This is a genomic window from Paenibacillus sp. NAIST15-1 (assembly GCF_001894745.1).
Classification (GTDB): domain Bacteria; phylum Bacillota; class Bacilli; order Paenibacillales; family Paenibacillaceae; genus Paenibacillus_B; species Paenibacillus_B suaedae.
This window is the reverse complement of the sequence record NZ_BBYF01000023.1, coordinates 43196-64741: the sequence shown is the minus strand read 5'-3', so window position 1 is coordinate 64741 and position 21546 is coordinate 43196. Positions and strand designations below refer to the sequence as shown.

Annotated in this window: 17 protein-coding genes; 11 read left to right on the top strand and 6 right to left on the bottom strand. The window is 47.0% G+C overall.

What is annotated here, in order from left to right:
- Window positions 1-97 precede the first annotated feature (97 nt).
- On the bottom strand, window positions 98-679 hold the full coding sequence (locus tag PBN151_RS27915; RefSeq protein WP_072731962.1) for a TetR/AcrR family transcriptional regulator: 582 nt from the start codon (window positions 677-679) through the stop codon (window positions 98-100).
- Window positions 680-1016: 337 nt separating this feature from the next.
- Here PBN151_RS27915 and PBN151_RS27910 point away from each other — a divergent pair, with 337 nt between their 5' ends.
- A complete protein-coding gene (locus tag PBN151_RS27910) occupies window positions 1017-1424 on the top strand; it encodes an NUDIX hydrolase (protein WP_072731932.1) in 408 nt (135 codons plus the stop codon).
- 305 nt (window positions 1425-1729) lie between these two features.
- Here the strand turns inward: PBN151_RS27910 and PBN151_RS27905 are convergent, their stop codons facing one another.
- From PBN151_RS27905 to PBN151_RS27890, 4 genes are read right to left on the bottom strand one after another with little or no spacing between them, the layout of a single operon-like run.
- Entirely contained in the window at window positions 1730-2731 is a 1002-nt protein-coding gene (locus PBN151_RS27905; RefSeq protein WP_072731930.1) for a ferrochelatase, read from the bottom strand.
- A complete protein-coding gene (locus PBN151_RS27900) occupies window positions 2731-3756 on the bottom strand; it encodes an ABC transporter substrate-binding protein (protein WP_072731929.1) in 1026 nt (341 codons plus the stop codon). Before PBN151_RS27900 ends, PBN151_RS27905 begins: the two co-directional genes overlap by 1 nt.
- On the bottom strand, window positions 3753-4625 hold the full coding sequence (locus tag PBN151_RS27895; RefSeq protein WP_072731928.1) for a heme ABC transporter ATP-binding protein: 873 nt from the start codon (window positions 4623-4625) through the stop codon (window positions 3753-3755). Before PBN151_RS27895 ends, PBN151_RS27900 begins: the two co-directional genes overlap by 4 nt.
- Window positions 4622-5716, bottom strand: coding sequence for a FecCD family ABC transporter permease (locus PBN151_RS27890; protein WP_083545363.1), 1095 nt, complete (start codon window positions 5714-5716; stop codon window positions 4622-4624). The genes PBN151_RS27895 and PBN151_RS27890 overlap by 4 nt, the downstream gene beginning before the upstream one ends.
- A gap of 283 nt (window positions 5717-5999) precedes the next feature.
- On the opposite strand from PBN151_RS27890, the gene PBN151_RS27885 reads away from it, so the two are divergent.
- The 3 genes from PBN151_RS27885 (at window position 6000) to PBN151_RS27875 (ending at window position 7717) form a co-directional block, all read left to right on the top strand.
- Entirely contained in the window at window positions 6000-6569 is a 570-nt protein-coding gene (locus tag PBN151_RS27885; RefSeq protein WP_072731926.1) for an AAA family ATPase, read from the top strand.
- A 15-nt stretch (window positions 6570-6584) separates the two neighbouring features.
- Window positions 6585-7238, top strand: a complete 654-nt coding sequence (locus PBN151_RS27880; RefSeq protein ID WP_072731925.1) for an NUDIX hydrolase — start codon at window positions 6585-6587, stop codon at window positions 7236-7238.
- Window positions 7239-7393: 155 nt separating this feature from the next.
- Entirely contained in the window at window positions 7394-7717 is a 324-nt protein-coding gene (locus PBN151_RS27875; RefSeq protein WP_021253717.1) for an antibiotic biosynthesis monooxygenase family protein, read from the top strand.
- Between the two features lie 172 nt (window positions 7718-7889).
- Here the strand turns inward: PBN151_RS27875 and PBN151_RS27870 are convergent, their stop codons facing one another.
- Window positions 7890-8441: a GNAT family N-acetyltransferase gene (locus PBN151_RS27870; protein ID WP_072731923.1), complete on the bottom strand. Its 552-nt coding sequence runs from the start codon at window positions 8439-8441 to the stop codon at window positions 7890-7892.
- A gap of 470 nt (window positions 8442-8911) precedes the next feature.
- Between PBN151_RS27870 and PBN151_RS27865 the strand changes: the two genes are divergently transcribed.
- From PBN151_RS27865 to PBN151_RS27835, 7 genes are all read left to right on the top strand, one after another.
- Window positions 8912-10135 (top strand): S-layer homology domain-containing protein, encoded by a 1224-nt coding sequence (locus PBN151_RS27865; RefSeq protein ID WP_072731922.1) that lies wholly within the window; start codon window positions 8912-8914, stop codon window positions 10133-10135.
- A gap of 378 nt (window positions 10136-10513) precedes the next feature.
- The gene (locus PBN151_RS27860; protein ID WP_227775163.1) at window positions 10514-13840 is read left to right on the top strand and encodes a DUF5704 domain-containing protein; all 3327 of its coding nucleotides are present in this window, start codon (window positions 10514-10516) and stop codon (window positions 13838-13840) included.
- A gap of 286 nt (window positions 13841-14126) precedes the next feature.
- Window positions 14127-15902 (top strand): cache domain-containing sensor histidine kinase, encoded by a 1776-nt coding sequence (locus PBN151_RS27855; protein ID WP_072731921.1) that lies wholly within the window; start codon window positions 14127-14129, stop codon window positions 15900-15902.
- On the top strand, window positions 15899-17416 hold the full coding sequence (locus tag PBN151_RS27850; protein ID WP_072731920.1) for a response regulator transcription factor: 1518 nt from the start codon (window positions 15899-15901) through the stop codon (window positions 17414-17416). The genes PBN151_RS27855 and PBN151_RS27850 overlap by 4 nt, the downstream gene beginning before the upstream one ends.
- A gap of 192 nt (window positions 17417-17608) precedes the next feature.
- Window positions 17609-18952: an extracellular solute-binding protein gene (locus tag PBN151_RS27845; RefSeq protein WP_072731918.1), complete on the top strand. Its 1344-nt coding sequence runs from the start codon at window positions 17609-17611 to the stop codon at window positions 18950-18952.
- A gap of 83 nt (window positions 18953-19035) precedes the next feature.
- Window positions 19036-19917 carry a carbohydrate ABC transporter permease gene (locus PBN151_RS27840; protein ID WP_021262218.1) on the top strand — a complete coding sequence of 294 codons (882 nt, stop codon included), beginning with the start codon at window positions 19036-19038 and terminating at the stop codon, window positions 19915-19917.
- Window positions 19918-20029: 112 nt separating this feature from the next.
- Window positions 20030-20923: a carbohydrate ABC transporter permease gene (locus tag PBN151_RS27835; RefSeq protein ID WP_139295441.1), complete on the top strand. Its 894-nt coding sequence runs from the start codon at window positions 20030-20032 to the stop codon at window positions 20921-20923.
- Window positions 20924-21546: the final 623 nt, after the last annotated feature.

Below are 21546 nucleotides of genomic sequence, written 5' to 3'. Positions count from 1 at the left end.
TTGCCTCCTTTTAATGTAGGGGATTCCCCTGCACGAATGGCAGAATACGTTCTCTATTTCGTGCTGAGCCTGTCTATGAAAATGGCTATGAGCGAAGTTATCCGAGCAGCCCTCGAAATTCGAATGTGGCCGTGGCTTCAGCGATTTGTGCTGGTGAGTAGCCGGATTGATAATCGACCTCATGCATGGGCCCGAAGAGCCATTTGGATAATACCCCAGTAATTAAGCAGACGAGAATATTGGCGCGCAGCGACAAATCATTCGTGTTCGGCAGCATGCCGAGCTCGGTCGCCCGCTGTATATTGTGCTTGAACGCTTCTTCGAAAGCGATCCAAGTCTGTGAGACCGCCTCTCGTACTGCAGGATCAGCGCCTTGCCCCTTCATGAGAAGCAGTGCCATCAAGTTCCGATTCTGATCAGCGAACGTGAATAGTTCGGTCAGCAGTCGTGCGGATGAGCTCACCATATCATCTACTGTGCCGCTATGCTTGCGATAGCCTTGAGCGATGACGTTGGTTAGTTTCTCCTTACCATCGTGAATTAACTCTAGGATGATCTGTTCCTTGCTATGAAAATACCAATAGAACGTTCCTTGTGACACACCAGCGGTCTTCACCACATCCGAAATCTTCGTACAGTGGTATCCTTCGCTTGCGAAGAGATAGAGTGCGGCGTTCATGAGCTGCTGACGTCTATCTTGTTCTTGATTTGATACGGTAGGCAGCTTAGGCAGTTTGCATCGCCCTCTCTTCTTAACTGATTCGTCAGTCAAGTTTAATTCCGATGCGATTACTATACTTTCGAATGGGCTTGGTGTCAAGGATTAAATCAAATTGGAATAGTCGGAAAATGAAAAAATCCCGGTGAGAAAGAGAATATCGCAGGAATTGACTTTATAATTTTCCAAGCAGGATAATAGGGAAAGTGGAGTAATCATAACTTGAGATGTAGGCAGTTATGACCTGAAATCCCAGATATATAGGATCGCAGCTGAACATGGAAAGGAAGCGAATGAGATGAACCCTCCGAAGCATATCGTATCCGCAGCAGCAATTATTGTGAATGAAAATCAAGAGATCTTGTTAATTAGAGGCCCTCGAAGAGGGTGGGAGATGCCGGGTGGTCAAGTGGAAGAAGGAGAATCACTAGCGCAAGCGGCCATTCGCGAGACGAAGGAAGAAGCGGGAGTCGATATTGAAATTGTTCGCTTCTGTGGCATTTATCAAAATGTATCCGGTGGGATATGCAATACGCTGTTCCTGGCTAAGCAAGTCGGCGGTGAAATGACAACGACGGAAGAAGCATTAGAAGTTGGCTATTTTTCAGTTCAGGATGCTTTGAATATGGTTACGTGGAAGAACTTTCGCGAGCGGATTGAAAAATGCTTGGATTCTACCCAGCAGCCTTTTTATGTGGAGTTTTAATCTGTAAATAGATCGAGGATGTGTTGGCATATCGGCTAACGAAAATCATGGTTATGAATCGTAACAGGTATGCCTCATATATGCAGTAAAAAAAGAGGCCGAGCATGCAGGTGCTCGGCCTTAATCGATTGGTACTATTGATGGTCATACGCAGCTAATGTACGGAGCAATCTGCATTTCCGCTAATGCAACCTCACCGCACATTTTTTGGCTTCGCAGCACACATGCATGTTCTCCTGACTGAAAGGGATAGTGACTCAATGAGAGGTGGAAGAGGCTATCCCACTGAGAACATGCTTCGTGCTTCAGGAATATGCTGCCTTCAGCTCAAAATGAGCAGCTGCGATGTTGGATAAAAAGTCCATAAAATCATAGGCATCATTCGGATATTCAGTGCAAACGAACTGCATCCCGCACTGCTCTGCTGTTTGCTTGGCTTCCTGGCCAATGTCGTAATAGACCTCGACATTTTCGGTAAGCGAGGTTAACTCGCAAATGACGACAGCTTCTTCCTTATCGGAAGCTGCTCCTAGAATAACCTCATTAATATCGGGCCCAAGCCAGCGCTGGGGGGCGGGCATGCCGCTGCGATAAGAAATATCCCATTTCCCGATATTGGCCTGCTCCGCGATCAATCCAGCAACATGCTTGTATGACGCAATAAAGTCATCATGCGCGGAGGGAAGACCAGGCTTGCTGTGCACCGTAAAGATGACCCGTGTCGTCGGCAGCATCGAGGAAGGCATCCAGACGTAAGCATCTCGCAATCTGCGCGCCATTAGCCGAATGAAGTCAGGATGCGCTTGCCACTCAGAAATGACCGTCAATTTCATATCGCTGTTGGCTGCAGCGATCGCCTTCTTGGCATCTTGAACATAGCCTCCTGTTCCTGAGGATGTGAAGAAGGGCGTAGCATGCAGCACGGCAAGCTCCGTGATGCCGTCTCTGATCGCTTGCTGGATGGCATCGGCTACAAAAGGATGCGAATGCTTGCAGCCGATGTAGACAGGAATTACTTCACCGAACTTGGCCTCTACTAGCTGTGTAATTGCCTCGGACTGACGCTTCGATACCGTATACAGTGGATCACATGTACCCGTATCGCTGTACCGAATAACGCCTTGCACGATGGCTTCCGAAGGAGAGCCGTGTCCGCGCAAAATATGATGGTACATGGCAGGCACATCATCAATGCTGGCACAAGCGCTGTAGGAAGCAAGAAGGATGGCCCGGCGCGGCGTGTCCATCGATATTTCTGGCGGAAGCCGTGTGGACTGTGAATGCCCGTTTGCTAGGAATTCGCTCATTAATTCGCTGTGTCTCCTTTCCACAAATCCGGGTGAAGCCACGCCGACATTTCCAGCATTCCATCTACCGCATAACGGTTCGGGGCAAGCAGTTCCTTCGCCTTCATTGTCGTAATGCGGTTATTTTTGACCGCGTCCAGTGTGTTCCACGCCGCTTGAGATTTCAAATCCTTCAGCCATTCATCTCCCGTACCGTCCCAATCTCCAAGCACGATATAGTCCGGATTCATGTTCATGACATCCTCAATTGATGCTTTTGTCGATTTCTTAATCCCGAGTGCTTCGGCAGCGGGCTTAGCTCCAGCGAGACGGATCATATCGTAAGAAATGTTCCCTGGTCCCATGATGTAAGGGCCAGTATTCGGGCCGACAGGCGACAGTACGAGAACGGACGGCTTACTTGCAAGTGATGCAGTTCGCTTAGCAGCATCGTCCAGCTTGCCCTGAATTTCCTTGGCAACTTCCTCTGCTTTATCGACAGCTCCAACAGCCTCGCCAATTGTGCGGAAGTTCGCTATCAATTGCTCGAATGTTCCCCATTGATCGAACGTGACAACCTTGACGCCTGCTTGGCTGAGCAATTGCTCGGCATCGTTTTCGCTATTATGGATTTTCGTGATGAGGACAACGTCTGGATGAAATGCCAAAATTCCTTCGGGATCCAATCCAATCGCACCGCCGACTTGACCGGACACCTGCTTGCCCTTCTCCTCGTTGACAGCCAAATAAGGATTTGCCATGCTCTTCGGTACGGCAACGACTTGCTCCGGAGGAACGATTTCAAGTACGGCATCTGCAGTGTCGAGAGATACCGCAGCAACCTTCGGTGCAGCCTCTATCTTCCCATTGTCAGAGGATGCAGCGGCCTTAGAACTGGTCGTGGTTGAAATGGTGCTGAACGATTTCTCGCTATCGGATTGTGAATTGCTGGTGCAGGCTGTCAACCCGACAGCGGCAACAAGCGTGATCAGGCTCATACAGAGCATGCGAAAAGTGGTTTTTCGCCGAGTTTGTACGTTTCTCATTGTGTAATTCCTCCAAGATGTTCTTTTTCGTAATGGGTATACCATTTCTGCTCTTCTGCTTCATGTTCAAATGCAATGACTGACAGGCCTTCCGTTCCTGGTTCTTGGCGAATGACGGCATGAACGCCATACACATCATAAAGTGCATCTGCTGAGAGCACCTCTTCCGGTTCGCCGAATGCTTCGATGCGCCCGTCATGCAGAAGCAGAAGACGATCGCAGTAACGAGAAGCTAGCGACAGGTCATGCAGTGAAGCGGCCACAGCATATCCTTCGTCAGCGAGCTGGCGCAGCAGCGCAAGCGTGCGAAGCTGGTGACGAATGTCGAGTGCGGAGATAGGCTCATCCAGCAGGAGAATTTGCGGCTCCTGTGCAAGCGCCTTGGCGATGAAGGCAAGCTGGCGTTGTCCGCCCGAACAGGCATGGATGTAGCGCTTGCGCAGGTGCTCGACGCCGCATTGCTCCATCGCCCGTTCGACCTGCTGTGCATCTGAACTTGTTAATCCGCCGAACAAGCGGCTATAAGGGTGGCGTCCCATCGCGACGATTTGCTCAATCGTGAAGTCTGCATCAAGCGAGCAATCCTGCGGTACATAGCCGATCATTTGCGCTCGTTCCTTCGTGGAGTATGCCTTGAAGGGCTTTCCTTCAAGTGTCAGCGAGCCTTGAGCGGGCTTCAGAAGTCCACAAAGCATGCGAAGCAATGTAGATTTTCCGCTGCCGTTCGGTCCAATAATGCCAAGAAAGGAACCTGACTGCAGCTTCATGGACAGATTGTCGATGATTGTTCGCCCATCAATCGAATAGGTCAATTGCTTGGCTTCAAGCAGTCCAGGAATGCCCAAAGATGTCTTGCGCCTTGTCTTCATGTCGAACCCTCCTTCCGTTTGCGCAGCAGCATCATCATGAACAGTGGTGCTCCGATGCAAGCGCAGACGACGCCGACCTGCAAGGTGATCGGCTGCAGCACCATGCGCGAGGCTAAATCGGCCAGAACGAGGAACGATGCCCCGAATAGTGCGCTGAACGGCAGCAGCAGGCGATGATCCGAGCCGACAATTAGGCGAACGAGATGTGGAATAACCAAGCCGACAAAACCGATAATTCCGCTTACCGACACGGCTGTTCCGGTCAAGAACGAAGCGAGCAGTAAAATCGTATAGCGGGTGATTTGCACAGGGACACCGGAAGATTGTGCATGCTCGTCACCGAGCAGCAGCAAATTCAATGAACGGCTAAATAGCGCCAATAGAACGCCTCCGATAAGGATCGGCAGAGCGATAATATGTACATGCTCCCATGTTCGCGCCTCGAGTCCACCCTGCAGCCAGAACACGATACTGCGCAGCTGCTGTTCATGCGGCGCGCTGGCGATGATCACGTTAATGACCGCCGACAGAAGCGCGTTCATGCCAATTCCGAGCAGTAGTAAAGTGGTTACATTCGGTTTCCCACTAGCCCGCCATATGACCAGGATGAGTACAACGGATACAAGTGCACCTGCGAAGGCAGACAAGGGAAGGGCGAATGCCGAATGACGAACAAGCCCTAAGGCGATGCACAAGATAGCTCCAGCGGCTGCTCCTGACGACACTCCCAAATATCCGGGCTCGACGAGCGGATTGCGGAACACTCCCTGCATCGCTGCGCCCGCGATAGACAAGCCGGCTCCGACTAATGCACCTGCGATGACACGAGGCAGACGGATATCCAGAATGATGGTAAGATTCCGCTCTGCAATCTGAATGTGCTCCAGCCAGCCTGTTGCATGAAGCATGGCTGCAAACGTCTCTTTCAACGGTATAGACACAGGTCCGACCGCACTGCCGATGAGTATGGATAACAGCAGAACTGCCAAGCCTGTGGCTGCTAGAACTGAAATCCGGAGGAGTTGGGAGGCCTGCCGGGGACGAAATCGGGAATCTCGCCCTTTATATTTCAGTTCACTCGTGGTGTTCATGGACGACCTCCTTCCTTGCTGCAAAAATGTTAGCTAAATATAAATAAGTTGCATTGAGTAAACTTTTATTAATATAGCGTAGACTGTGATCGTCGTCAATCCGAAATGTGGGCCTATTTATCGGATGGGAGCGTTTCATCAAAAAATTGTTCCTCAGGTCTATCATGAATGGAGGACTTGCGGTGCTCTGTTTTAGAAAGCCTGCTTTTTCATGGTTGAATATGGTACATTGAATGAATATAGGAAGATGCAACATCAAGAATAATGGTTAGGAGGATGTAAGATGAACGTTGAGATCTGTGAACCCCATACACCGAGCCTATTTGTAATTACGGGCATTATGGCGTCAGGCAAGTCCACCATCGCGCAATTGTTGGCGGAACGCTTTGCGAAAGGTGTTCATGTGCGTGGCGACGTATTCCGTCGCATGATCGTCAATGGTCGCGAGGAAATGTCACCCGATGCTCCAGAGGAAGCAATGAAGCAGTTGAACCTTCGTTATCGCCTGGCTGCAGGAACTGCGGATGTATATGTGCAAGCCGGATTTACGACAGTGATCCAAGATGTCGTCATCGGTGATGTCCTGCAGTCGTTCATTCAGAATTTTCAGACTCGTCCTCTCTACCTCGTTGTACTCTGCCCACGGCCTGATATTGTAGCGGAACGTGAAGCGTCGCGAGGCAAGCAAGGGTATGGGCTATGGACTGTTCAGGATTTAGACGATGGCCTTCGTCAGGGCACGCCTCGAATCGGCATGTGGCTGGACAGCTCAGACATGACCCCGGAAGAAACCGTCGATGAAATCATGCGCAGAGCGTGGACAGAAGCGAAAATCGATACAGACTATAGATAACAGGAGGATCCATGAATGGTTGCCCACAAAGTTGCAAAAGAATACGTCGATACCTTTACAAGCGAAATGGAGTACACCGGTATCAGGTCACGGGATGAAGTACATGCCAAGGGGATATGGCATCAAACGTTTCATTGCTGGTTATGGAAGGTCGAGAACGGAGAACCAATCTTGCTGTTTCAACGCCGGCATCCTCAGAAGCTAGATTATGCGGGTCTCCTGGACATTACGGCTGCTGGTCATCTAGAAGCAGGGGAATCGCCAATGGACGGCATTCGGGAGTTAAGAGAGGAGCTAGGACTCGAGATTGAGTTCGCCCAGCTTACGTACAGTGGTGTTATACCAAGCAGTATTGAACAGGAACAGTTAATAGATAATGAATTTTGTCATGTGTTCCTTCATGAATATAGAGGGAGCATTACCGATTTTCGATTGCAGGAAGATGAAGTGGTATCCATAGTCATGCTGGAAGCAGAACAATTCCGCAAGCTGATTGCAGGTGAGGCACAGCAAATTACTGGCGAGGAATTCGTGCCATCGAGTGGAGAGAGCGGGATTAAGGTAGACTTAACGATACAGGACTTTGTCCCTTCCAGAGCAGGTTATTATGAGTATGTACTCGAACAAATTGCAAGCCTAGCCAATCAAGAAGTTAATCAGCAGAATTAGACGAAAATAGCTCGAAATCTCCATTTTCCATCAGGAAATATTCCATGGATTTCACATGCACTCTTTTTGTAATATAGGGAGAATGGGAACTTTTTCAAGGGTAGGAACGAAGATCATTCTACGAAATGCATCATGCGATGAAGGGAGATAGAGATATGTTTATCGAGACGAAAACCATCCAAGTGAAGGAAGGGACTTCACAGCTCGTGGTCGACAGATTCAGCGGAGAGGGAGTCATTGAGAAATCCGAGGGCTTTATTGACTTGAGCATTTGCGTCAAGAAGGTAAGCAGAGGAGATGAAGAAGTCGTCATTCTCATTCGCTGGGAATCCGAAGAAGCGTGGAAGAAATGGGAGACAAGCGAGGCACATATTGAAGGCCACAGACAGAGCCGCGGCAAGCCGAAACCAGAGCATATTCTGGGGTCGCAACACGCTGTGTACGAAGTTAAGGGCATCAAGACTTTTGTAGAAGCATAGATTCTGAGGGCAGCCTAATAGTTATCAAGATCTAACTTATAAAAATCCAAAAAAAATAAAGGAGAAAACATATTAGACATATATAATATGCATTCTCCTTTTTATTTCATCAAAGCCCCCTTTTCAAAAATTCATTTAACTCATATTAGCTGGTATTTGTTGAATACATTCCTTACAAAAGGTTAAGGTCTCTTTTTAAGATTGAGTACATATATAAATCATCAAATTTACCACAAGTATATTCATAATGTCTTAGCAACCCCTCTCTTATAAATCCTCGCTTCTCTACCAATTTTTGCGACGGGAGATTTGCTGGTTCTATTAAAGCCTCAATTCTTTCCAACTGATAGTGATGGTACCCAAATTTAATAACTGCTTCTAATGCTTCACTAGCTATTCCTTTTCCCCAGTAATCTTTGCTTAACTCAAATCCAACTTCAGCTCGATGATGTTTGGTAACCCGATTAAGAAAGCCACAACTTCCTATAATTTTTCCAAAATCTTTTAATGTAATTCCCCATCTAATGCCAGTGCCTTCTTCGATAATAGAGTTATACCAATTAATTTCATCACAAACATCTGTAACGGTTTGGAAAGGTGCTAACCCCATATGTTTCACAACATCTTTATCAGATAAATAGGTAAACATATCATTAGCATCCTCTGTTGATACTTCTCTTAAAATTAACCTTTCCGTTTCAATTATCGGAAATTCTTGTTTCATTCATTTTCCTACTCTCTATTAAGATTAGATTATTTTACATACTCTTTTTATAAAACGGTACCTTTCACTTAATAACGATTATTTCAAAATTCCATAATTTAAGCAATCGAAAGGATAATTGTCCTAAGTTTAAGAAAAGTAACTTTTGTACTTTCGTAAGGGCTTCTTAACCAAGCAACAAATTTCACGGTTTTTTTATTTTGATTTCCTTTGTCTATCCACTTTTATACGTAATCGAGTAAAATATTTCCTCTAAACCTCGTCGGAATGTTCCGAAAATCAAGATAATTTGGTATAATTAACCTATAAATTCAGGACTTGTGTCTGATATCAAATATTAGGGTGATGATCCTATTCGGTGCGAACCGTATCACTACTTTCGGAGTGAAGGAGGCTGCATAAAAGAGATACGAGTATTTACATGAGGAACACAAGAAATGGAATTTGAAATTATGGATTAGGAGGATAACATGAAAAAGTCATTGTTAATAGGAACGGCAGCCCTATTGCTTTTATCCGCGCAAGCTTCCATACATCCCATCACAGTGAATGCATTTCCACAAGTAGACAAACCCACTATCACCTCAAGCGGTAATGATAATAGTTCAAATCGTGCAACAACGCCGAAGGTTTTGGACATTTCCGGACACTGGGCAGAACACAGTATTATGCAAGCGATCAATAAGGGGTATGTGGAAGGTTATCCTGATGGCAATTTTCTTCCTAATAAGAATGTATCTCGCGCGGAATTCGTAAAGATGACCATTTCTGCTCTGGGAATTGAAGTACAGGAATCGAATGGGAAATGGTATGAGTCCTATGTACATGCAGCTGAAGCAGCCGGGATATACAAGGCTGGTGACTTGGAAGATACGAATTGGACCCAAACGTTGACGCGTGAAGAAATGTCGAAGATGGCAGTGAGAGCATTGGGCATAGATCAAGTAGAGGATAAGCAATGGATGTACCTCGCAACGAAAAATGGCATTATGTCCGGTACGGCGCCGGGAGAATTAACACCTAAGGGGAGCACAACGCGAGCACAAGCGATTACCGTTATTGAACGATTGCTGTCCGCAAAGAAAGGCGACAAATTAGCCGTCGATAAATATGCTGTTGCTGCGGCCGAGATGTACTGGCACAAAACGAATATTTTCACGGTCGCTGAAGAGATTTTTAATTCTCCGGAGAATGATAAGTATTCAAAAGGGAACTTCGGTATTTATTCTTGGAAAACAAAAAATCTAACCGTGGCAGCCCCCAATAATACAGTGGTCGGTCAGGTTAATAGTCTTACAGCAATTGACTGGAACGATCCAAAGGATCCAAATCGAAAACTACTGCCTAATAAAGATAAGCTGGTCTTAGATTTAGCAGGTAAGCAGATTAAAATGACCGATGAAATGAAGGTTTATGTAGTTCTTATTGACTCACAGTTAGTGGTTAATAAGAAACCAAAGGCATATCCTGTTAATCGTTTATCTCTCTCAATAGTAGGGTATACTGGTGAATTTAAAATTATCAATCAGTCCATTGCCATTAAATCACTCGATCCAAACAAGAATGTGTATGGTTTAGTAATACCAAAAGAAAACTTCAAAACAAATGGAAAAATATTTATCATGGCTGAAACTATCCCTTTTAATGCTCCATTATATTCTAGTAACTTGTCAACATCACTTTGTTGGAAGTAGAGGTGTGATGGTTTGAAGTGGAATGTCAAAATAACCTCGATAGCAATTCTATTCACACTTTTTCTTAACTTATCTATATCATTACTTGATTACACTCGTATTTTTGCTGCTGGGGAAGTAACCGAGGAAATCTTATTCTCTTTGAATGCCTCTGCTGATGAGTATGATTTTAAAGGATATTTGTTCTCGTCTAAATCATCTCTTGAAACAAATCCAATTATTGTGCCTTCTAAGCCTGGAAAAGTTATAAAAAAACTAGAGTGGATTGATAAAGAAACAAAGTTTGTTCTTAGAACTGTAAATGGTTTTACACCAGGTAAATCAAAATATGAAAGTACAGATGGATTAAAAGATACCTTGCAAGGGACTCGATTGAAGGTGACATCTGAAAGAAATACTAACTTCGGTGGTGTATATTATTGGGATCGTTGGTCTATCAATGATCCTGGTAACTGGGATGGTAAGCATTGGCGTGCTGGCGCTGGTCGAGTTAGTGTTGCAGATAGCAGAGGGTGTGATGCTAATGTTCCAAAAGAAAATATAAATGGCCATCTATTGCCAAGGTATCCTGGTTGTACGGATCCATATTTAGAAGCGGATATTCCGCGAAATCAGCCATTCAAGATTAACGAATCTAATGATCCGATGCTTGGAGATTGGATAAAAACATCTGCAATTTCTAAAGAACTGAAAGATGTTACTGCTTCAAACGTTAACATAGATAGAACTACTGATATATATGATGTACATGGATCCACTGGTAAAACTGATCCTAGTACAGTAGGGGGCAAGGTAGCTAGGCTATTAAACTTAGACCAAATCACAATCTTTTTCGAGCAAACCTTCAATAACGATACCTACAATAAATACTGGGCAAATCCAGGGGCCAAGCAGGTCTGGTATTTCTCTAAATTCTTTGTTGACTTCAACTCAGTTACATACCGATACAAAGACAAATTACTTATCGCTACATATGCCGATGGAACATCGGGACTAGAGATTACGGGGAACAAATGTGTTGCCCCTGGTGGGACTACACAATTGGTTGCCAAATTAACGAAAGTTGATGGCACCACATGGGAGCTGAAAAACCATGCTAAACTAACGTGGACAAGCTCAAATGCTAGTGTAATGACCATCAACAATTCAGGCCTGGTTACAGCTGTGGCATCTACCGGAACATCATCCATTACTGCTCATTTTGCTGACTCTACTCAAGCGTTAGATGAAAAGGCAGACTTCTCTATGACCGTGGGAACAGGGAACTCCTGTAACGACGATAACAGCGGAGGGAACCCTGGTGGGGGGACGGGGCAGTGCAAGTACACGATTGCGGCTCCTTCATCGGGAAGCTCAGTAACCGGGAATAAGATGAATCCAGATGTAACAGGAATGATCAAAGCAGACAACCGTGGCAATGAGATATTCGATGTACTCAGAGGGATTCCAACCTCCGAGAATTTGTATGCTAATGTGTTTGCGAATCAGTATCTATTCCAACATACGTTTGCTAAAATGTCAGGCAAAGTAAACTATCAGTGCCAGGTAGAGGTTACCTATGCGCTGGAGTGGAAGCAGAAGCAACCAGATGTGTGCACGACGAATAAACAAGGGCAGCGTGTGTGCACGCCGCAACCGGATTTGACGATGAGAGATACAGAATCCAAGACCTACAGCTTTTCCTTCCAACGTGACTATTCGTATTGGCAGATCAACAACATCGAAGTATACGGAATTCAACGAGCGAGCTTGAACAACTACGCACTGCCTAATGGGACAGTGACGCTGCAGCCATCAGGGTACTCAGCCCCTTCTCTTTCAACGGATCACAATTCGGATGCATCGGCTCACGTCAAGCCGAAGGATAGTGGTACAATTTCATTTACACCAGCAACAGTACCAGGAATGTATACAAGGCCGAGCGTGCCAAATGATGAATCACAACTCAAAAGCAGGGCTGAATCACAAACGGGAGAGCCAGAAGTACGAAATGATCTTGTGACCTTCAACGGCACAACGATTATGAGCAATAGCTGGACGACGAAACATGGAACGACACCTGGAAATATCCCTTCACCTACGATCATTGGTCAAAATGTTCTCTATCGAAGCGGTATGCTCATTAGCAGCAAGCTCGTCAATGCTGCCAACACCCCAAGCTCTGGCGCAATCTACTACAATCTTGTTCCCGGCAACATAAATGGCGGCAGTGACAAGCAATTCCCAATCAACGGTATCAATACCGTTACCGTACATACACCTGTTGTGAATTACTCCTCAATTACGGATGATCGTGAACATAACCAAAAGACAACACCCAACTACAATCGTGCCGCCTTGATACTGGATCGGCCATTTACCGTCCGAATGCCTACGAGCGGGCAGCATGTGAACTATCCGGGATACGGAGATCGTGATTATGCGAAATATTTCCGAATGAAGCAGGTATGGTTCCCATTCGATGTCTATACCGCAGATCGCAGCAGATTCATCCCGAAGCGCACGTGGACGGACATACCGGTTAACCAATTAGATACGACATTCTTCCTGCCTGTCTGGGTCGATGAGGGGGATTATTCGGTCTTATACCGCACGATTGCGGAAAATGCGCCGGATTCCTTCACGCATCAGCCAACAGCCAATACGAATTGGGAGAACCATGTGGCGACCTATGAAATCGCGGTCGAGGTCATTGGCAGGGTGTACGATTTCCATGTGACGGACATTATGGACTTCAATTGGGAGACGGTATTTCGCAAGCAGAAGGGAAGCAGTGAACCTACTGGAAACTCCTATTGGGTGGGGCGCAAAGGGATTGACGGAGAAGCGCGCGGCAATGCCTTTCCTTATGAGCTTCCTGTCCGCAAAGGAAGCCATCCAGATTCCTCGTATAAAAATGTAGCTGTGAAGACGGGATATGCGTTCAAGTTCGACCTGAAGACAAAGGGGAATATGTTTGGCTCAGGAGATGGCATCCATCTTAAGCCTACCTTCTACTTCACGGACAGCAAGGGGCAGAAGCGGCAGGAAGTAGACGTCTATTACCATACTGATGAACGGAAATTTATTCGGATTGGCTCAGCAGAGGACAAGGTAAGGCGGAGTATGGAGCTTAATGCGCGACTTCGCAATGTGCCAGAGCAGCGCATCTTAGATGCAGCGGGCGCCTTCTATGAGCTGTTCGCCAGCAGCATATCGACAAGCCGTCAAGCTTACATCGAGGAATGGGCAAGGGCAGCGAAGAAGCCGACGACAATTGGCAGCTACAGTGATCTCTTCCTGCCGTACCATGTCCGGACATTTATGGGGCCGACAAGTGTGCCAACTGGAGTCTCGGAAGCACGTGCATATTCGTCGATTCAACAGTGGTATGGAGAATACAATCTGCCCGCGAAGCTGTATATCGTGCCGAAGGGCTTTGATTTATCGAAACAGTTCAGCTTTAACGACAAGGCGCCATTCTTCCTGCGCGATGGGTTCCTCATCGTGAACGTTGATATCGAGACGGTACGGGACGGGCAGAAGGGGAAGCCGCATTTGCAATACATAAAAGCACCGCTCACAAATCAATGGAAGCGGGAGGGTTCCCACCCGCAATTCACAGATCCGTATGGCGTTACGTTCCAACTAAAGGATGGGGATGTCATGTTCTACCGAGCGGATCAATCATCGGTTGATGATTTTAGAGTAACAGGTACGCATTAATTCGGCGATGTATCTTGGGCGCATGACGAGAGGCAACAGAATCGCTAATCATAGTTAACGACAATTAGTTAAAAGACAAAGACCCGTAAGACGGACGCTCTGCAAAATAGAGAGCTCCTCTTGCGGGTTATTTTCTTTTCGTGGCCCGAAGGTTGTCTTCTCGGCTATTTAATCTGCAGGAAATTGATAGATTGTATAGTAGACCGGCTGTGGTATATTTTAGTTTGCCCATACCTTGTATAATTTTACCTAACTGAAATGTCGATATTAGGAGGAATGCTTCATTATGCAGCGTTGGTTAGGCAAGTCATTGAAGCGCAAGTTATCGATAATGCTGCTAGGTGCCATCCTTGTGCCATTGTTGTCACTGGGATTTGTATTGTACAGCATTGCAGCGAAGGAGGCCGAAGAACGAACGAAGCAGTCCAGTCTGGGGCTGCTGGATCAGATCAAGACAAATCTGGAGTTCATCGTGCAGGACGTTGAGAATATGTCCATTTTCCTAATTGCACAGGAGGACATTCAGCGATATCTCGCGTCCACGAATCAGGGCAGCGGGCTGCAAATTAAACTGATGGGATTCTTATCGAACTTTGCTTTTTCCAAATCATACATCTCCAACATCTCCATCTATCCAAACAACGGCAATCATACGCTATCCAACACGACGATTTTCAACAACGGACTCTTCACAGACAACAAGAACACGAACATCCAACAGGTAAAGGATAAATGGTGGAGCTCTCTCTACACGAACGTGACGACGAACGGAGCAGAGAAGGTCATTTCCTTCGTACGGCCGATAGGGAGCATCACGACTTATCAGCCTAAGGGGATGCTATCCATCAGCATAAGCGAAGCAGCGATTGCTGATTTTATGATGAAGCCGGCTCTGAGCAGTGGAGAGAGCTTGTTGCTAGTAGATCGGGACAATCGAATTCTCTCAGGTACGATTCGGGATAGTCTGTCGCAGTCAGTGACGGAACTGCTTCCGAAGTGGGATGTACCAGGGATGCAAGACAGGCAGGGATTTGTCACCTATGGGGAAGGGAAAGACAAGAAAACAATCGTGTATACGACAGTTCCGCATGTAGACTGGCGTCTGCTGGCAGTGATTCCTTATGAGCAGTATCAGGCGCAGAATCAATATGTCGTAACGATAACGGCCATGACGATTGGACTAGCGATGGTTATCATCGCGGGTATCGTGCTGTTCCTTATCATGCGGGTAACGAGGCCGCTGCAGACGGTGGCAGTCTCCTTGAAGGGGTTTCGTCCCGAGGGGGATATCATTGCGCTTCCGATTACCTCATCCGATGAAATTGGCATGCTCGTGCATAGCTATAACAAGCTTGGAGAACGTGTCCATGTGCTGATGGAAGAGGTGAAGCGGCATGAATCCATGAAGAAAGAAGCCGATATGCAGGCGCTGCAAGCCCAGATCAACCCTCATTTCTTATACAACACGCTGGCATCCATCCATTGGATGGCGCTCATGAACAAAGACGCCACGATTGCGCAGATGGTCGGGGCATTAAGCGATTTCTTGCGCTTCAGCTTGAATAAGGGGAGCGAGTATTGTCAGGTCACGCAGGAGGTGCTTCATGCACAGCACTACACATCGATTCAGCAGATTCGGTACCCGGATCAATTCGACATCACGTTCCATATCAGTCCTGAGCTTGAATCGCAGTGGATGCTGAAGCTTCTTCTTCAGCCGCTGATCGAGAATGCAATCATTCATGGAATACTTGGCAAGCGATCAAAAGGCCGAATTACGGTAATTGCACAACACACTGCAGATGACTATATACACTTCACGATTGAAGATTCCGGACAAGGGATGCCGCAGGAACAGTTGGACGCACTCCTTCAGCAGATCGAACTTCCATTAGACCAGACACGAAAGCCAGAGCACAGCTATGGGCTGCGAAATGTGAACCAGAGGCTCAAGCTGCATTATGGGGAGGCATCTGGGTTGCAAATTCATAGCGTAGAAGGTGGGGGGACGACCGTATCCTTTATGATTCCTTTTATCGAAAAGGAGGTTGAAAGACAATGAAACTGCTAATCGTGGATGACGAGGTTATTATTCGTACAGGCATTCATCAAGTCATTGATTGGTCTGCGATCGGGATCACGGCTTTGCAGCCTGCTGCATCGGGAGAAGAGGCATGGCAGCAGATTCATAATGAACAGCCCCATATCGTGATGACGGACATTCGAATGGGAGCAATGAGTGGGTTGGAGCTGGCGTCCTTAGTGAGAAAACAATATCCAGCAACAGAGGTAATCATGCTGTCTGGGTATGATGACTTTGCCTATGCACAGCAAGCGATGCGCGTAGGCGCGCAGGATTACATCTTGAAGACGAGCCGTCCAGAGGAGATCATGGAGGCGGTCTTGAAGGCGAAGCAGAGATGGGAGGCAAGACAGCAGCATGATCGGATCGGACATTTGAATGTCCATTTGCTCAAGAAGCAGCTGCTGGAACAGCTGTTGACGCAAGGAATCTCGGAAGAACAACTTGCGCGCGGACAAGTATTGGAGCTTCTGGAGCTTAAGGCGGAGAGCAGAGCATATCAGGTTATTTTCCTCACTGTATCAGGTTGGAAGGATGAACAACTGCTGCTGTTTGCATCTTCAAATATTATAGGCGAAGCATTGCATTGTGATATCTCGCTTCGCCCCAATCACATGGTTCTATTATGGAAGCAGAAGACGGAGCATGAGCAGACGAGAATGCTGTCTACGACGTTCGCCAATTGTGAGAATCTTCTAAAATGCTCGATCTTAGCGGCATTTGGATCTATTGTTCCTCACTATGAGAAGATACGGCAATCCTACGTGGAAGCCGAGCGAGCATTGGCCTATGCGCATATCGTTAGCGATAGAAGGGTCATCCAGTATAAAGACATTCAGCATCGAACAGGCGGTAGAACGGTATGTACACGGGAGGAAGAGAATGAACTCGCCACGATATTAACACAAGGCAATCGGGCGACGCTGGCACACTGGATTCAGGAGATTGTGAAGGCGCAAGTCTTAGATGAACAGACAACGCCTGAATCGCTGCTGGCCTATTTGCAGTCTATATTGGTGTCAGCCTGCCGCTGGCTGGAGCGAATGGTGCCCGAAGAACGTACGCTCAGTGAATTTCGCCATCGTCTTCTGCCGAATCATGAAGTAGAAGCGGGATTGTATCGCGCCTGCTGCGCCGTCATGGAACGCTATCAGCAATACGATGAACGGAATCGCGCGAATTCCTATATTCAGCGTGCGATGTTCTATATTCGAGAACATTTGCATGAGAGTCTCTCGCTACAACAGGTAGCTGCTTATGTGCATGTGAATCCGAATCATTTCAGTGAGGTGTTCAAGCGGGAAGCCGGCATGAATTACATTGACTTCGTAACATTGGAGCGAATGGGGCTTGCGAAGGAACTGCTAACGGGATCGGAGCGGAAGATAAGTCAGGTAGCAAGCGATTGCGGCTACGAGGATGTGAAATATTTTTGCAAGCTGTTCAAAAAGCATATCGGATTATCCCCTTCTCAGTTTCGGCAGCACAACTGAAAAAAGTCTCCCCTTTCACCGAAGAATATCACCTGCTTTACCAATGTCTTTCTTTTATAGTGGTACCAAAGAGATATCGTTCATAAAAGTGCGACACTTCCACAGTAGTGTACAGCGTGGATAGAGGGCCGATGGTACTGTTGGGCAAACACTTTTGTGAAAAATGAACTGAAGTCATAAGGAGGGCTGCACATGTTGAAAAACAAAATGCGTTGGAGCCAAATGGTTATGCTTGTGATGATGCTTACATTGGTGCTGGCAGGCTGCGGAGGTGGATCGACATCCCCATCAGATTCGAGCTCAGGGGCGAAAGTGGATCCGAAGAGTAAGATTCAGCTTACTCTGTGGCATAACTTCACTGGGGAAGATTTGCGCGCCAAGGCGATGCGGGGGATCATTGAACAGTTCAAGAAGGATAACACGAATGTAGACTTGCAGATTCAAGCAATTCCGCCGGATGCGTATCGCCAACGATTGAAAGCGGTTGCGGCTGCAAATGAGATGCCGGACGTATTCATTATGCATCCGGGTACGATTGCCAAGGAGTTCTCAGCTGCAGGCTTGATTCAGCCGCTTGATGGATTGCTTGATGCGAATAAGGATTGGAAAGACGGCTACATGCCGAACTCCTTCGATGACTTCACGTTTGACGGGAAAATATACAGTGCGCCAATGGGACTGTCTCCAACGTCTATTTTGTATTACAACGAGAAAATACTAGCGGATAATGGCCTGACTGTACCGAAGACTTGGGATGAATTATTGAACGCAGTTAAAACGCTTAAATCCAAAAATATCATTCCAATCGCGCTTGGCAATAAAGCTCCATGGCTTGCACAATCCAGTATTCTCAGCTCGCTGGCAGATCGCGTGACGGGAACAGAATGGTTCAACAAGGCGGTTGCACAAGACGGAGCGAAGTTCACAGATCCTGAATTCGTGAAGGCGCTTGAGCATTTGCAGGAGCTTGCTACGGTTGGTGCGTTCCAGGAAGGCTTCAACGCGATCGACGGGACACAAATGGAACAATTGTATTCACAGGGCAAAGCCGCGATGATCATTGAAGGCGGATGGGCGGTAACGAATCTAGTCGCAACGGCGCCTCAAGAGGTACTAGACGCCACAGGCGTTGCTGTGCTGCCATCCATTCCGGGAGGCAAGGGAGATCCGAACTCGGTGTCCGGCGCGATCGGGGTTGGACCTGCGCTGAGCAGCAAGGTAGAAGGCGATAAGAAGAAGATAGCGGAAGAACTCATTCTAGCACTGGCTGGTCCGGAAGCTCAGAAGACAACATTAGAGGCGAACCAGCTCGTCAGCTTCAAGGTAGATCTCGATAAAAGCAAAGTGAACGCATTGTTCGCCAAGCTGTATGATCTCGTGAATCAAGTGAAGCGTACACCTGTCTATGATGCGAAATTAACGTCTGGAGCAACAGAGGTCGTCAATAACGGCTTGCAGGAGCTGCTTCTCGGCGGGAAGGCGGAAGATATCGCGAAGAAGATTCAGGATGCGCAGGAGCAAGGGTTGAAGGAGTAGCTTGTGTTTGGACGTAAGGCCATTACTGACCCTACTTACGTATTGGGATCATGCAGCCTAACAAAAGAAAAGGATAGATGACTATGACCGCTGCATCGCGAGCGCGGATGTTTATCATGCTTGGCTTGCTGCCCGCGCTTCTTATTTATTTGGTGTTCGTCGTCATTCCGGTGATTTGGTCATCGTATTATGGCCTGTTTAGCTGGAAAGGCATGGGCGATATGAAGTTCATTGGATTGAAAAATTATATAGAAGTTCTAAGCGATCCAATCTTCTGGGGTTCATTCCGCAACAATCTGTATATCGTGGCTTATTCTGTATTCGGTCAAGTTCCAATTGCCTTGCTGCTGGCGCTGCTGCTCGTGCGCAATCGCTGGTTCGAGAAGTTCATCCGCGCTTCGGTATTCATGCCGATGGTGCTGTCCTCGGTCGTGATCGGCTTAGTATGGGGATATATCTATCATCCTCAGATCGGGATATTGAACTTCCTTCTGGATTCGCTCGGACTGTCTTCTTGGAAGCTCGGCTGGCTGTCCGATCCGAAGGTGGCAATGCTGTCGATTGGACCGCCGATCATATGGAGTAATATCGGGCCGTATCTAATCTTATTTATCGCAGCATTGCAAAATATTCCGAGCGAAGTGAATGATGCGGCCAAGCTGGATGGTGCTGAAGGGTGGAAGAAGCTGTCCCTCATTACACTGCCGATGATTTGGGGCATGATTAAGGTGGCTGTTATTCTTTGCATCTCGGGAAGTTTGAAGGCATTCGATCTCATCTTTATCATGACGCATGGTGGTCCGGCACACTCAACCGAGCTTCTGGCCACGTATATGTACAATAACACATTCAATATTTTCCGATATGGGTATGGAAGTGCCGTATCGACATCTATTGTCATTCTAAGCTTAATCCTGATTGTAGTCAGTCAATTGCTGATGAATCGGAAGAAGGATGCGCTCTAAGTAGAGGAAGGACTCGAACATGATGAGTAACATAGGAGCGGATTTTTGATCAGACACGATCATGCTTCGATGGTTACCACTTATAAGTCCAAGAAGATAGGAGGAGAGGAACATGGGGAACCAACCCGTTCAACAGCTTGGCCGCATGCCTTCCTCTACAAGGAGACGCGCTTCCAACCGGGTGTGGAAGCAGGGGGTAGCTGGACTGGTCTGGTTGCTGCTAACCCTGTATGCATTATTGACCCTGTATCCATTGCTATGGCTGTTCATCAGCAGCTTCAAGAGCAACGAAGAGTTTTTCTCCTCTCCATTTGGCATGCCAAGCGAGTGGAGATGGGATAACTTCGTTCGAGCATGGGATGTAGCGAGCATGAATGTTGCCTTCGGCAATTCTCTGGCTGTTACGGTAATTTCACTCGTGTCCACCCTGCTGATCGGCGCACTTGCAGCCTTTGTATTGTCACGATTCAAGTTTAAGTGGAAGCCGTACATCATGGGATTGTTCCTGCTCGGGATGCTCATTCCGATTCATAGTACACTGGTTCCACTGTTCATTATGATGAAGCAAATGTCCATTCTCGACACCTATGCGGCGCTTGTACTGCCTTATACGGCATTTGAACTGCCAGTTGCGATATTTGTCCTGTCCGCGTATATGACCTCCTTCCCGAAAGAACTGGAGGAAGCGGCGTTGATCGATGGTGCAGGATATACAGGGATCTTCTTGCGGGTTATTTTGCCGCTGTCGATGCCGGCGCTCGCAACCGTGTCTGTACTTGGCTTCCTGCGCTTCTGGAACGACTTCGCATTCCCGCTCGTCTTCATTAGCAATCCGCTGCTGAAGACATTGCCGCTCAGCCTCTCCATCTTCGCGGATGGCTACGGTACGGACTACAGTCTGACCCTTGCAGCACTCAGCCTGTCGGTCGTTCCGACGATCATTATGTACCTGATCTTCCAAGAGCAGATTATGAAGGGGATGCTGGCAGGAGCAGTGAAGGGGTAACAGTGGGTAGAGTCGGAAAGGCAGCTATGCTTACTTGCAATATACACAACAGTACCGCCAACGAATTTCGTTGGCGGTATTTGTGCTTGCTTCTTGGCTCTGTTGGTTACAGAAGAAAAGAGTACAGGGGTCTTGCTAAGGGACAAACGCTGCTTGTCTTATGTGAATGCCTAATTATTTCTGCATGGGCAAAGCGCCGTGTCTATCCTTGTGCTGCATCATACTATGTTGTGTACCTAGCGAAAGGAGGTCATCTCAATGGGTGAATTTGCTGGAAGCTGTGGAAGCTGTGGATTTGGAGGCTTTACGAGCACAGGCGCAATCTTAGTTCTGTTTATCTTGTTGGTTATCATCTTGTGCTCTTGCTCTATATAATACGATAGGATTGAACAATATCGTTACCGACTTCAATGATCGACATCATCGTGTTATGCCTTGCTGATGAAGCAAGGCTGTTTTTATTAGTAGGGAATAGCTGTATGAAGCACTTTTCTTTTCTACACGACATTTACTACATTTACTAGAGTATGCTGGCAAGTCCGAAACCGACTGAGCAAAATGGATGTGTAAGCTACACCCATTTATGTGGCGGTGATCAATCATTTCTTAGCTTTTTACGAACG